This is a genomic window from Clostridium vitabionis (assembly GCF_015351765.1).
GTDB classification, from domain to species: domain Bacteria; phylum Bacillota; class Clostridia; order Lachnospirales; family Lachnospiraceae; genus Clostridium_R; species Clostridium_R vitabionis.
In genome coordinates this window covers 927,376-940,530 of sequence record NZ_JADKQA010000001.1, presented here as the reverse complement: position 1 = coordinate 940,530, position 13,155 = coordinate 927,376, and the positions used below count along the sequence as shown (strand labels likewise).

Genomic DNA, 13,155 nt, shown 5'->3' with positions numbered 1-13,155 from the left:
TCCCGCAGCAGCGGAACAGAGAAGAAACAGCTCCAGGGCAGAGAAGGCCGCGGAGCAGAAGATTTTTGAGGATACGCTGCGCTCGCTGGTCGAGAGGGGGAGGCAGAATGGCAATGCGCTCGATGAGAAGACGATTGCCTCCGCATTTCCGAAGATTCTGAAACCGGCTGAACTGGACAGGATTTACGACTATCTGGATGACCATGATATTGATATCCTCCGCCCGGAGGATGAATCTCTGGCGGAGGATCTGGATTCAGACCTCTATTCGAGTGAGGACAGCGAGAAGGAGGAGGAAGACGCGGACCGGGAGATTAAGAGCGCCGAGCTTGATACCGGTGCCCGGGGCTCTGTCTCCGACCCGGTCCGGCAGTATCTCAAGGAGATCGGCAAGATCCCGCTCCTCACGGCGGAGCAGGAGATCTCCCTCGCAAAGAAGATGTCCGAGGGGGATAAGCTCGCGAAGCAGCAGCTCACGGAGGCAAATCTCCGCCTCGTGGTCAGCATCGCCAAGCGGTATGTTGGCCGCGGCCTTCCGTTCCTCGACCTGATCCAGGAGGGGAATATCGGCCTTCTCAAGGCGGTCGATAAGTACGATTACACGAAGGGCAATAAGTTCAGCACCTACGCTACCTGGTGGATCCGGCAGGCGATCACCCGCGCGATCGCGGACCAGTCCCGGACGATCCGTGTCCCGGTGCACATGGTCGAGACGATCAACCGGGAGGTCAAGACCTCGCGCCAGCTCCTCCAGGAGCTCGGCAGGGAGCCCACGCCGGAGGAAATCGCGAAGCGCATGGGAGAGACGCCCGAGAAGGTGCGGGAGATCATCGATATCACGAAAAACCAGGATCCGGTTTCCCTAAGCACGCCGGTCGGCGAGGAGGACGACAGCCATCTTGAGGATTTCATCCCGGACAATTCCTCTGATTCCCCGGTGGATGTCGCGACGGAGAATTCTTTCCGGAAGGAACTGAATGACGTGATCGGTACGCTGTCTGACCGCGAGCAGCAGGTGATCCGCCTGCGCTTTGGCCTGGACGACGGAAAACCGAGGACGCTGGAGGAGGTCGGCAGGCAGTTCAATGTGACCCGCGAGCGCATCCGCCAGATTGAGTCGAAGGCGCTCAAGAAGCTGCACCGGGCCAGCCGGGGCGGGAAGCTCCGGGACTACCTGGAAGATTGACGGCGGCCGGAAGCAGCCGGCCTGCGGGAAGTAACCTGCGGACGGGAAGCCTGGGGCAGGCCTGCGGGATGGAGGAGATGGAAGATGAAGTGCTGGGAAGTGATCGAAAAATGCCGGGAGCTTGCCCCGGAATCGCTCGCCTGCGACTGGGATAATCCCGGTTTCCAGGCCGGGAGGTCGGATAAGGAGGTCCGGCGGATTCTCCTTGCCGTCGATGTGACGGATGAGGTGATCGACGAGGCGGTGCGGAAGAAGTCGGAAATGATCATCACGCATCACCCGCTGATTTTCCATGGAATCCGGAAGGTCAGCGACCGGGATTTCGTGGGGAAGCGGATTCTCCGCATGATCCAGGCGGATATCAGCTACTACGCGATGCACACGAATTTTGACGCGGCGCCGGGCTGCATGGGCGATGCCGCGGCGGAAAGGCTCTCGCTTACGGGATGTGCGATCCTTGATCCGATGGGCACGATGGCGGATGGGCGCCCTTACGGGATCGGGGCTTACGGCAAGCTTCCCCGGGAGATGACGCTCAGGGAGACCGCGGAATTTGTCAAGGAACGCTTCGGGATCCCGCAGGTGCAGGTCTTCGGCGACCTTTCGTCCGACAGGAAAATGCGCACCGCGGCTATCTGCCCGGGCTCCGGCGGGAGCGATATCGCGAATGCTGTGCGCTCCGGCGCTGAGGTGTATGTCACCGGCGATATCAGCCACCATCAGGGTCTTGACGCCCTGGAACAGGGACTTTCCGTGATCGATGCCGGGCATTACGGCATAGAGCACATCTTTATGCCGGTGATGAAAGCGTACCTTGAGAAGGTGCTGCCGGGTGAGGTGGAGATATCCGCGATGCCGGAGCATTTCCCGATGACGGCGGTCTGAAAAGAGGACAGGATGAGTGACGGAAAAATCGAACTTTCGGCGCGGCTCAGGATGATCGCTTCTTTTGTCCCCGAGGGCGCAGTGGTGGCGGATATCGGGACCGACCACGGTTTTCTCCCGATCCGCCTTCTGCAGGACGGCGCGGCGGCTCGGGCACTTGCCCTCGATGTCCGGGAGGGGCCGCTCGCCGCGGCAAGGGAGCACATCCTGCTCGCCGGTCTTTCCGATCAGATCGAGACAAGGCTCTCGGACGGATTCGCGGCGCTCCATCCCGGTGAAGCGGATACCGCGGTGATCGCCGGGATGGGCGGTGCCCTGATCGTTCGGATTCTCACGGAGGGGGAGGAGACAGCCCGATCGATGCGGCACCTGATCCTCTCCCCGCAGTCCGAGATCGATGAGGTCCGGCGCTATCTCGACGGTGCCGGTTATGAGATTGCCCGCGAAAAGATGCTCACGGACATGGGAAAATATTATCTTGTGATGGATGTCGTTCCGGGGAAAGCTTCAGCGCCGCTCGACGAGACGGAGATCCGCTTCGGCCGGGAACTGATCCGCGGGAAGGATCCGGTTTTTCTCGAGTATCTTGACCGGGAGGAGAACCTGTGCGGGACAATCCTGGATGCGCTCAGAGCGGCGGGGACGGACCGGGCAAGTGCCCGGGTCGGAGAGATCCGCGGATATCTTGCCCTGATCGAGGATGCCCGGAGACGGATGTGCTGACAGAAGGAAGAAGGTGCCAGGAATTGCTGAAGGTGAAAATTGACGGAGCGGTGAGGGAATATGCTTATGGCACGCCTTACCATGCGATTGCGGAGGAATTTCAGAAGGATGTTGACGATGACATTCTGCTGGTTTCCGTGAATGGGCGCCTGCGGGAGCTGGACAAGGTGCTCATGGAGGATGCGGAGGTCAGGTTTCTCACCGCAAGGGATAAGGCGGGCTATATGACCTACCGCCGGAGCGCGCTTTTCCTCCTGATGAAAGCATACTATGATGTGGCCGGAAAAGAGGATATCAGCCGGCTTCACGTGTGCTTTTCCCTCGGAAGCGGCATTTATATTGAGACCAGGGACGGCGCGCAGGCGGATGAACAGCTGCTTGGCCGGGTCAAGGCCAGAATGCTGGAGCTCAGGGATAAGAGGATCAGCATCCACAAGCGGAGCGTCAACACGGATGACGCGGTGGAACTTTTCACTAAGCATCACATGTACGACAAGGCCAGGCTGTTCAGCTTCCGCCGGAGCTCCAAGGTCAATGTGTACAGTATTGAGAATTTCGACGATTACTATTACGGCTACATGGTGCCGGATACCGGCTATGTGAAGATCTTTGACCTTGCGCTCTACGACAAGGGCTTTGTTCTTCTTCTCCCCGCGCGGAGTGATCCGGAGACCATCCCGCCCTTTACGGCCAGCCGGAAGCTGTTCGAGATCCAGCATGAGGCGGTCGTCCACGGGGAGAGGACGGGGATCTTTGACGTGGGAACCTTTAACACCCAGATTGCCCACGGCAGGACAGAGGACATCATTCTGATGCAGGAGGCCTTGCAGGAGAAACAGATCGGCGATATCGCCGCCAGGATCGTGGACACTGGCCGGAAGATCGTCATGATCGCGGGGCCGTCCTCGTCGGGCAAGACGACATTTTCCCACAGGCTGTCCATCCAGCTGGCGGCAAATGGCCTCCGCCCCCATCCGATCGGCGTGGATGATTATTTCCTGAACCGGGAGGACAGCCCGAGGGACGAGAACGGCAATTATGACTACGAATCCATCGACTGCCTGGACCGGAAGCAGTTCAACGCGGATATGCAGGCACTTCTCGCGGGTGAGCGGGTGGAGCTTCCGCACTATAACTTTGTCGCGGGCAAGCGCGAGTACCGCGGCGATTTCCTGAAGCTCGGCGAGGGCGACGTGCTCGTCATTGAGGGCATCCACTGCCTGAATGATAAGCTGTCCTACGCCCTCCGGCCGGATGAGAAGTTCAGGATTTACATCAGCGCGCTGACCCAGCTCAATATCGATGAGCACAACCGGATTCCGACGACGGACGGGCGGCTTATCCGCCGCATCATCCGCGACGCGAGGACCAGGGGAAATGACGCCCGGTGCACGATCCGGATGTGGGACAGTGTCCGGCGGGGCGAGGAGAAGAATATTTTCCCGTTCCAGGACAGTGCGGATGTGATGTTCAACTCCGCCCTCGTCTACGAGCTTGCGGTGCTCAAGCAGTTTGCGGAGCCGCTGCTCTACAGCGTCCCCAGGGACTGCCCGGAATACCCGGAAGCCAAGCGCCTGCTCAAGTTCCTGGATTATTTCCTCGGGATCACGAGCGAGAACGTCCCGCAGAATTCCCTCCTCCGGGAATTTATCGGCGGCGGCTGTTTCGGGCTGTAAGAGGAAGGCGCGGCGGCTGCTTCGGGCTGTAAGAGGAAGGCGCGGCGGCTGCTTCGGGCTGTAAGAGGAAGGCGCGGCGGCTGCTTCGGGCTGTAAGACGAAGGCGCTGCCGTGTGCCGGCAGCGGGTGTAGATACGGGCCAGGGCTGGCCCACCATTCCGGCAGGGAGACTGGCCGAGGCTTGACTTGGCCGGTTGAATCTGTTAAACTTCGATTGTTTTGAGCAGGACAAATGGTCGCTGCTGCGATCGCCGAAAGGCGGCAGGAGAGGAAAGTCCGGGCTTCACAGGGCAGGATGCCAGATAACGTCTGGTGGAGGCGACTCCCAGGATAGTGCAACAGAAATATACCGCGTGGGCTTAGACCCGCGTAAGGGTGGAAAGGCAGTGTAAGAGACTACCGCCTGGGTGGTAACACGCAGGGCACATGTAAACCCCATCTGAAGCAAGACCGAACAGAGAGCATATGGCGGCCCGTCAGCTCTCGGGCAGGTCGCTCGAGCCTGGTGGCGACATCAGGACTAGATAGATGACCATTCAACGACATAACCCGGCTTATCGTTCTGCTCATACGATGAGTGTATTCCCGGAAAGGAACCGGACGAGGCCTTTCCGGGATTTTTTTACGCAGAGCACTTAACAAGCGCGAGCCAGCAGGCGAAGCGCGAGTTTAGTGCGAGCTATGCAAATTTGCTTGGTGAGAACAAGCGAAAGCGCAGTTCGAACTTAGCAAATTTGCTTACGCAGAGCACTTAACAATAACCAGCCACTTAACGAGGACAAGCGAAAGCGCAGTCCGAGTTTAGTGGAGTGGCTATCCAATGATAACCAGCCACTTAACGAGGACAAGCGAAAGCGCAGTCCGAGTTTAGTGGAGTGGCTATCCGCGGAGCGGGGCGCGAGCCAGCGGGCGAAGCGCGAGTTTAGTGCGAGCTATGCAAATTTGCTTATCCCCCGGGGCTTTCGCGGTGCCATTTCACGAAAGCGGGAAGGGGGATCCCGGAATCTGTTCCGGGGGAAAGGAGGATCCCATGCAGAAGAAAACCTGGTTCACGGCGCTTTTGCCCGGCGCTGCCGCGGCGCTGTTCCTCTCTGCCTGCGGGCAGAAGCAGGATATGGCGGATGCCATGACGAAGGCGGGGGCGCCGACGATCGAGATCAATGACGAGACGGCCGAGTCGGTGAACCAGAGCATCGTGGATGAGGAGACGCTCTCCGCTTCCGGCCTTCCCGCCTATGTCTACTGCGGGGAGAGCCTGCTCGAGAGCGGCGTCTGCGAATTCATGCAGGATCAGTGGAATTCCTCGCTGAATCCCGGGGACGGCGGTGTCCTGGTTCCCGCTCCGGTGATTCTCGAGACGGATGAGACAGATCCGGAGGATGTCAAGGTCTGGGGGAATTTCCGGATGTTCGGTTATACGCTGTCCGGATCGACACTCACGGAGACCTGCCAGGGCGGCGGGCGCGGGCTGCTTCACTTAAAGCAGTCCGGCGACGGATATGAGGCCGTCTCCTTCGATGACGGCACGGATGATGCCGCGCTGAAAACGCTCTGCGAGGGGAAATCAGATCTCTACGGAAAGTTTGACGGCACAGACAGCGATACGGCGGGATCTGACCTCCGCCGGGCAAGGATCCAATACCTGCAGGATTATGTGAACAGCTACGGGCTCAATATCGATTCCTATCAGAACGCAGCCGGGGAGACGGTGATGATCAAGGACTGAGCGCCAGCCGGGCATGGCCGCATGCGGGCGTTACCAGGCCGCACGACGCGGCACCTGGCTGCATGACGGCGGATGAAAGCAGCATTCCGGCTGTGCCAGCACTTGATATGCAATTCAATATATTAAATTTTGTTAATATGTTGTCATAACAACAGACAAATTCTCTGCAATCCGGTATAGTCATCGCAGAATCCAGAGACAGGACAGGTTCTTCTGAGAAAGGAAGGAATATTATGGTGAATCTTCGCAAGGCAGCGGTTATCGGTTGTGGTTTTGTCGGCGCGTCGTCCGCGTTCGCGCTCATGCAGAGCGGCCTCTTTTCAGAGATGGTCCTGATTGACGCCGATCACGACAAGGCGGAGGGCGAGGCGCTGGACATCAGCCACGGGCTTCCCTTTGCCCGGCCGATGGAAATCTATGCGGGCAGTTATGACGATATCGCGGACGCGGCGGTCATTATCGTGACCGCCGGCGCGGGGCAGAAGCCGGGGGAGACCAGGCTGGATCTCGTGAAGAAGAACACCGGGATTTTCAAGTCGATCATGCCGGAGATCGCGAAGCGGCACTGCGAGGGCGTGATGCTCGTTGTCGCGAACCCGGTCGATGTCCTCACCTACACTGCCGTAAAATACAGCGGCATGCCGGAGGAGCGGGTGATCGGCTCCGGAACGACGCTCGATACGGCAAGGCTCAAATATCTCCTGGGACAGCATTTGGATGTCGATCCCCGAAGTGTCCACGCCTTTATCATCGGCGAACACGGCGACAGCGAGATCGCTGCCTGGTCCAGCGCCAACGTGTCCGGTGTCCCGCTCAATGATTTCTGCGATATGCGCGGCCATCATGAGCACGAGGCGGCAATGCGGGAAATCGCGGAGAAGGTGAAGAACAGCGCCTACGAGATTATCGAGAAGAAAAAGGCGACTTATTACGGCATTGCCATGTCGGTAGTCCGTATCTGCGAGGCGATCGTGCGGGACGAGAAGTCCATTCTCCCGATCTCCTCGATGATGCACGGCGAGTACGGGATCAGCGGCCTTTCCCTGAGCATGCCGAGAATCGTCGGAAGGGGCGGTTCCGAGGGGATGGTTCCGATCCACCTGAATGAGGAGGAGCAGGAGGCGCTCCGCGCTTCGGCTGATGTCCTCGCGGGGGTGATCCGGGACGCCGTGATCTGAGAGGCGGCCGGGCACGGCAGTTTCTGAAAGCCATACACAGGGCATTTTCCGTCCGTCCGGGAAATGCCGAGGCAGACAAAAGGGATCTCCCGCGGGAGATCCCTTTTGTCAGATGTGCGCCCGGCGGCACACATCCCTGATGATATTTTCCCAGGACGATTCTGTTCAGACTTTCCGGTTCTCGTGGCCGGTATATTTCTCGTCACAATATTTGCAGCGGTAGGTGCCGGCCTTCTCATCGGCCAGATAGAAGACCTGCGGCAGTTCCTGCTCAATGCTGGTGATGCAGCGCGGATTCTTGCAGCGGATCACGTTCGTGATCATTTTCGGCAGGCTCAGCTTCTTCTTCTCTACAATGCGGTTGTCCTTCACGATGTTGACTGTGATGTTGTGGTCGATGTAGCCGAGGGCATCGAGATCGACCTGGTCGAGGGAACCCTCGATCTTGATGATGTCCTTCCGGCCCATTTTTTGGCTCTGGGCATTCTTGATGATCGCGACCTGGCCGTCAACCCTGTCGAGGCCGAGCAGGTCATAGATTTCCAGCCCCTGGCCGGCTTTAATGTGGTCAAGGACAATGCCTTCCTTCAATCCCGAAATATTCAGCATGGTTTTTTCACCCCAAGAAGTGTCATGATGAGCGCCATACGGACGTAGACGCCGAACTGTACCTGGCGGAAATAGGCGGCGCGCGGGTCGTCGTCCACATCCACGGAAATCTCGTTTACGCGCGGGAGCGGGTGGAGGACATACATATCCGGTTTGGCCTTCTTCATCTTCTCCCTGTCGAGGATATAGAAGCCCTTCATGCGGACGTAGTCTTCCTCGTTGAAGAAGCGCTCGCGCTGCACGCGGGTCATGTAGAGGATATCGAGTTCCGGCATGGCCTCGTCGAGGCTCATGACTTCTTTATACGGAATATTTTTCTTGTCCAGCATTTCCCTGACGTAATCCGGCACCCGGAGCTCCGGCGGGGAAATGAGGACGAACCGGATCCCCTCGTACCTGGACAGCGCGTTGATCAGGGAGTGTACGGTCCGGCCGAAGAGCAGGTCGCCGCAGAGGCCGACGGTCATGTGATCCAGGCGTCCTTTCAGGGTGCGGATGGTCATGAGGTCGGTCAGCGTCTGGGTCGGATGCTGGTGGCCGCCGTCGCCGGCATTGATGACCGGGATCGAGGATTTGGAGGCTGCTACGATGGCCGCGCCCTCCTTCGGATGGCGGATCGCCGCGATGTCGGCGAAGCAGGAGATCACCCGGATGGTGTCGGACACGCTCTCTCCCTTGGACGCAGAGCTGGAATCCGCGGAGGCGAATCCGATCACGCTTCCCCCGAGGTTCAGCATGGCGGTCTCAAAACTCAGGCGCGTCCTGGTGCTTGGTTCATAGAAAAGCGTGGCAATCTTTTTGCCATCGCAGACATGAGCGTATTTTTCTCTGTTGTGCATGATATCGGTGGCGAGATCGAGAAGCTGGCCGATCTCCTCCACGGAGAAATCAAGCGGGTTGAGCATGTGTCTCATGAGCTTTTCTCCTCCTTGTAAAATACAGGCGACATGGTTCGGGATGATTATATCGGATTCACCGGAAAATTACCAGACCCGCGGAGGGATCTGTTCCTGTTCTGAGAGACCGTTGTCATTCAGTTTTTGTTTCCTCATGAATAATTATATTCTGAAATTGTAAAGGTATCGTAATAAGGTTCACGACACATTGTGATATAATGTCAATAACTGGAAATTTTCTGAATAGTTATTGCATACGTTAATCGGGGAGAGCGGTTTGGGCGGGATCATTGAGGTGTGTAATCTGTATAAAATCTACCGGGTCGGCGAGGAGAAGGTCCGTGCACTGGACGGCGTGTCCTTTTCGATCCCGAAGGGGGAGTTCTGCGCGATTGTCGGCCCCTCCGGCTCGGGCAAATCGACGCTGCTCAATATGCTCGCAGGGCTTGAGCCGCCGACCCGGGGGACGGTCCGGGTTGCGGGGATTTCCATCGAGAATATGGATGAGAATCATCTCGTCGCCTTCCGAAGGGAGCATGTGGGCTTTATTTTCCAGTCCTACAACCTGATTCCGACGCTGAACGCGCTGGAAAATGTCGCGTTCCCCCTCGCGTTCCGGGGAATCGGCAGGGATGAGCGGCTCCGGGAGGCGGAGAAATATCTCGATCTTGTCGGGCTCAGGAAAGTGCGGGATCACATGCCGGGACAGATGTCCGGCGGGCAGCAGCAGCGGGTGGGCATCGCCCGGGCGCTGACCGTCCACCCGGAGATTATTTTTGCCGATGAGCCGACGGGAAACCTGGATTCCCATACGACCATGGACATCCTGCACCTGATGCAGAAAATCGTCCGGGAGCAGAAGCAGACACTCGTCATGGTTACCCATGACAACCGGCTTGCCTCCTACGCGGACCGGCGGCTGCATATCGTGGACGGGAAGATCACGGCGGTTGAGGAGGGCGCGATGGCGCTCTGAGGAGAAGATGAGGCGGGGCAAAAGAGCCCCGCACGGGGGAAAGAGCATGAGACGGAGAAGGGGATTTCGTGCCATTCTGGCGCTTTTTGCCGCCGCGGTCCTGACGGCGGCATTTCCGAACGGACAGCCGGCTGCCCACAGGGCGGAGGCGGCGATGCTGGATATGCAGGATTATAACGGGGACAAGGTGACGGTGTCCAAGGTTCCCGAGGGGCGGGCAGGACAGAAGATCACGATTCGCTTCACGATCCACAACACCTTTGAGGAAGACCTCAAAAATGTCCGGATTACGCTTGTGGATGAGCAGGAGTACCAGGACATCTATGACGGGATTTTCCGTGAGGATGACGAGAACGACGATGATGAAGACGATGACGAGGAAAGCGTGCGCCATGTCCCCGACAACTACCCCTTCGAGGCGGATTCGGATACCTATAAGGCGAAAAGCATCGGCGATGTCCGGGCAAAGGGGACGAAAAATGTCAGCGTGACCTACCGTCTCCGCCGCGACCTGCCGCAGGGGTATTATCCGGCATTTTTCTATCTGGAATCCGACGGCGGGCGCTGGCAGGGCGGCAGAGGCTTCGGCGTGAACCTCTGGGTGAAGGCGGCGAAGGCCGAGAACGAGTCGGATGAGGACGAGAAAAACAGCCGCGTGGATTACGACTTTACGCTCGGCGACGGGCAGATGACCCCCTATGCCGCTTACGGCCAGGTGATGAATTATTCGGTTGTCCTGACCAATGTGGGCCAGAAGAAAATCTGCGCGGCGAGGCTGGATATGCAGCTCGACGCGGACAGCACCAAATTTCCTTTTGATATCAATGAAGGGAACTACCGGAGGAATATCGGGGATCTGGAGCCCGGGCAGAGCACGGAGGTTTCCTACAGCATGGCCGTCCGCGAGGACGTGAAGAGCGGATTTTTCCCGATTCACTATCTCCTGAGCTACCGGAAGTCCGAGGAGGACGACTACGAGGAGCCGGTCGACCTCGTCTGCTATGTCCGCGTCAGGGGAAAGGACGATGAGAAGGAAGACGGCCTGGACGCGAACGCCGGCGAGCAGGAGCGGACGAAGGCGAGGATCATCGTGGACGCATTTTCCACCGAGCCGGCCGATGTCTATGCCGGAAAGCCCTTCACGCTTCACCTGCGGATGAAAAATGCCTCCGACAAGATTCCGGCGGCGAACCTGATGCTGACGCTCGAATCGGAGGAGGCGGACAATGCCCCGGTGTTCACCGCGGACGGCGGATCCAACTCGGCGGTAATCAACAATCTAGCCCCCGGGGCCTCGGGGGAGATCGCGATGCGCTTTATCCCGGATCCCACGGTTCCGCAGAAATCCTATAAATTTACCGTCAAGGAGCAGTATGACAGCCCGGAATTCAAGAATGCAACGGCTGAGGTGACGATCGCCGTCCCGGTCCGTCAGGAATCCCGCTTTACGCTCGGGACGATCGACGTGATGCCGGATACGATCGAGACAGGGTCGGAGACCAATGTCATGTTCCCGGTGAACAATACCGGCAAGGTGATCCTCTACAATGTGACCGCGCGGTTTGAGGCGGATTCCATTGACCCGGCGGAGGCTTATGTCGGGAACATCAAGCCCGGGGAGAGCGGAAATGTGGATACCATGCTGACCGGCATCGCCCCGACCATGGACGATGGAAAGATCCGCATGGTCATCAGCTATGAGGACGAGTACGGTCAGGTGACCGAGACCGAGAAATCGATGAACCTGACGGTGCTCGAGGCGCAGATGCCGGAGACGGACGTGGATATCCCGGAGGAGGTGCCCGAGGAGACCTTCGGGCAGAAATACGGCAGGAAAATCGCCCTGGCGCTCGCCGCCGCGGCTGCTGCTGTCCTTTTCCTCCGGAGAAGAAAGAAGAAACGCGCGGAGCGCGCGAAAAAAGAGGAGATGGAGGATGACATTACGTGACCTTTTGGGGATCAGCCTGGGCAATCTCCTCCGGCGGCGCCTGCGCACCTTCCTCACTGTGCTCGGCGTCTTTATCGGGACGACGTCCATCGTCGTCATGATGTCCCTCGGCATCGGCCTCAACCAGTTCATCATGGACCAGTTTTCCTCCGAGACGAGCCTCACGACGATCACGGTGAGCAATTATGACATGGATACGTCGAAGAAGGACGCCGAGAAGAGCTTCCTGACGGACAGCGTGGTTGACGGATTTACCTCCATCCCCCATGTAACTGACGCCTACCCCGCCCTGAGCTGTTCGGTGTTGATGAAACAGGGGCTTTACGAGGGATATATCAGCCTTGTCGGGATCCCAATCCGGGCGATGAGGGCGATCCCGCTGGGCGAGGGAAAGCTGCCCTCCGGAAAGGGGACCGGCCTGGAGCTTGTCGTGGGCAACATGGTGCCACTGAACTTCTATAACCCGAAAAATACGCACCAGGAAGACTACTGGTCAACCGACACGGCGCCGGTTGATTTCCATGAGCCGGTGTTCACGATTTTTGATACCGACGCCTACTATGCGGCGCAGAATCCGGCCGAGGGGACGGAGCGGACATCCCCGCCGAAAAAATACCTGCTTCCGGTGTCCGGATTTGTCAAAGGGACAATTTCCGATTACAACGCCTACAGTTATAATGTATACTGTGACCTGGAGAAGCTCGAGCAGCAGCTCCGGCAGATTTACGGAAAGCGGCAGATCCCCGGGCAGCCGGTGAACCGCAAGGGTAAGCCCTACCGGTATTTTATCTACTCGGAATGCCGGGTGGAGGTTGACGACATGGATCATGTGGAGGAGGTCCAGAAGGCTCTCCAGGATCTCGGCTATCAGGCGGACAGCCCTATGGCGTGGGTAAAGCAGTCCCAGAAAACCAGCCAGATGATCCAGGCGGTTCTGGGCGGCATCGGTGCTGTGTCCCTCCTGGTGGCGGCGATCGGGATCACCAACACGATGATGATGTCGATCTACGAGCGGACGAAGGAGATCGGCATCATGAAGGTGCTCGGATGCGACCTCCGGGACATCCGGCGGATGTTCCTCATGGAAGCCGGGATGATCGGGCTCATGGGAGGCGCTGCAGGCCTTGTGTTCAGTTGGGGCGTCTCCGCGGTTCTGAACCGGCTTCTCGGGACAAGCCTTGGGGACGGCACCATGACGGTGCGGCTCTCCATCATTCCCCTCTGGCTCGCCGGAGCCGCCCTCGCCTTCGCCGCGCTGATCGGCATGGCGGCTGGATACTTCCCGGCGAGGAGGGCGATGATGCTGAGCCCGCTCGCGGCGATCCGGAATGAGTAAACGGAAAAACAGCCGC

11 protein-coding genes and 1 other RNA gene are annotated in these 13,155 nt (G+C 58.6%); 10 read left to right on the top strand and 2 right to left on the bottom strand.

Annotated elements, in window-relative coordinates:
* The first annotated feature begins 61 nt into the window (after positions 1-61).
* The 7 genes from rpoD to ISF27_RS04050 all read left to right on the top strand — a co-directional run bounded on the left by rpoD (position 62) and on the right by ISF27_RS04050 (position 7,374).
* Positions 62-1,186, top strand: coding sequence for an RNA polymerase sigma factor RpoD (gene rpoD, locus ISF27_RS04080; RefSeq protein ID WP_328701511.1), 1,125 nt, complete (start codon positions 62-64; stop codon positions 1,184-1,186).
* An 84-nt stretch (positions 1,187-1,270) separates the two neighbouring features.
* Positions 1,271-2,071 (top strand): Nif3-like dinuclear metal center hexameric protein, encoded by an 801-nt coding sequence (locus tag ISF27_RS04075; RefSeq protein WP_194609327.1) that lies wholly within the window; start codon positions 1,271-1,273, stop codon positions 2,069-2,071.
* Between the two features lie 12 nt (positions 2,072-2,083).
* Entirely contained in the window at positions 2,084-2,794 is a 711-nt protein-coding gene (locus ISF27_RS04070) for a tRNA (adenine(22)-N(1))-methyltransferase (protein ID WP_207727374.1), read from the top strand.
* A gap of 32 nt (positions 2,795-2,826) precedes the next feature.
* Positions 2,827-4,470, top strand: a complete 1,644-nt coding sequence (locus tag ISF27_RS04065; RefSeq protein WP_407926052.1) for a nucleoside kinase — start codon at positions 2,827-2,829, stop codon at positions 4,468-4,470.
* A gap of 220 nt (positions 4,471-4,690) precedes the next feature.
* An RNA gene (rnpB, locus tag ISF27_RS04060) (RNase P RNA component class A) lies at positions 4,691-5,043 on the top strand.
* Positions 5,044-5,500: 457 nt separating this feature from the next.
* The gene (locus tag ISF27_RS04055; RefSeq protein ID WP_194609323.1) at positions 5,501-6,196 is read left to right on the top strand and encodes a hypothetical protein; all 696 of its coding nucleotides are present in this window, start codon (positions 5,501-5,503) and stop codon (positions 6,194-6,196) included.
* Between the two features lie 233 nt (positions 6,197-6,429).
* Entirely contained in the window at positions 6,430-7,374 is a 945-nt protein-coding gene (locus ISF27_RS04050) for an L-lactate dehydrogenase (RefSeq protein WP_194609321.1), read from the top strand.
* 165 nt (positions 7,375-7,539) lie between these two features.
* Here the strand turns inward: ISF27_RS04050 and ISF27_RS04045 are convergent, their stop codons facing one another.
* Positions 7,540-7,983 carry an aspartate carbamoyltransferase regulatory subunit gene (locus ISF27_RS04045; protein WP_194609319.1) on the bottom strand — a complete coding sequence of 148 codons (444 nt, stop codon included), beginning with the start codon at positions 7,981-7,983 and terminating at the stop codon, positions 7,540-7,542.
* On the bottom strand, positions 7,977-8,897 hold the full coding sequence (gene pyrB, locus ISF27_RS04040) for an aspartate carbamoyltransferase (RefSeq protein WP_194609317.1): 921 nt from the start codon (positions 8,895-8,897) through the stop codon (positions 7,977-7,979). The genes ISF27_RS04045 and pyrB overlap by 7 nt, the downstream gene beginning before the upstream one ends.
* A 259-nt stretch (positions 8,898-9,156) precedes the next feature.
* On the opposite strand from pyrB, the gene ISF27_RS04035 reads away from it, so the two are divergent.
* The 3 genes from ISF27_RS04035 to ISF27_RS04025 are packed head-to-tail and all read left to right on the top strand — an operon-like array spanning position 9,157 to position 13,139.
* The gene (locus ISF27_RS04035; protein ID WP_194609315.1) at positions 9,157-9,855 is read left to right on the top strand and encodes an ABC transporter ATP-binding protein; all 699 of its coding nucleotides are present in this window, start codon (positions 9,157-9,159) and stop codon (positions 9,853-9,855) included.
* 46 nt (positions 9,856-9,901) lie between these two features.
* Positions 9,902-11,803 (top strand): COG1361 S-layer family protein, encoded by a 1,902-nt coding sequence (locus ISF27_RS04030; RefSeq protein WP_235986006.1) that lies wholly within the window; start codon positions 9,902-9,904, stop codon positions 11,801-11,803.
* A complete protein-coding gene (locus ISF27_RS04025; RefSeq protein ID WP_194609313.1) occupies positions 11,790-13,139 on the top strand; it encodes an ABC transporter permease in 1,350 nt (449 codons plus the stop codon). Before ISF27_RS04030 ends, ISF27_RS04025 begins: the two co-directional genes overlap by 14 nt.
* Positions 13,140-13,155: the final 16 nt, after the last annotated feature.

Excerpts from the sequence above, each read along its gene's own strand:
- ISF27_RS04075 (WP_194609327.1), top strand. The coding sequence starts at position 1,271 with ATGAAGTGCTGGGAAGTGATCGAAAAATGCCGGGAGCTTGCCCCGGAA.
- pyrB (WP_194609317.1), bottom strand. The coding sequence starts at position 8,897 with ATGAGACACATGCTCAACCCGCTTGATTTCTCCGTGGAGGAGATCGGC.
- ISF27_RS04025 (WP_194609313.1), top strand. The coding sequence starts at position 11,790 with ATGACATTACGTGACCTTTTGGGGATCAGCCTGGGCAATCTCCTCCGG.
- ISF27_RS04050 (WP_194609321.1), top strand. The coding sequence starts at position 6,430 with ATGGTGAATCTTCGCAAGGCAGCGGTTATCGGTTGTGGTTTTGTCGGC.
- ISF27_RS04055 (WP_194609323.1), top strand. The coding sequence starts at position 5,501 with ATGCAGAAGAAAACCTGGTTCACGGCGCTTTTGCCCGGCGCTGCCGCG.
- ISF27_RS04045 (WP_194609319.1), bottom strand. The coding sequence starts at position 7,983 with ATGCTGAATATTTCGGGATTGAAGGAAGGCATTGTCCTTGACCACATT.
- ISF27_RS04030 (WP_235986006.1), top strand. The coding sequence starts at position 9,902 with ATGAGACGGAGAAGGGGATTTCGTGCCATTCTGGCGCTTTTTGCCGCC.
- ISF27_RS04070 (WP_207727374.1), top strand. The coding sequence starts at position 2,084 with ATGAGTGACGGAAAAATCGAACTTTCGGCGCGGCTCAGGATGATCGCT.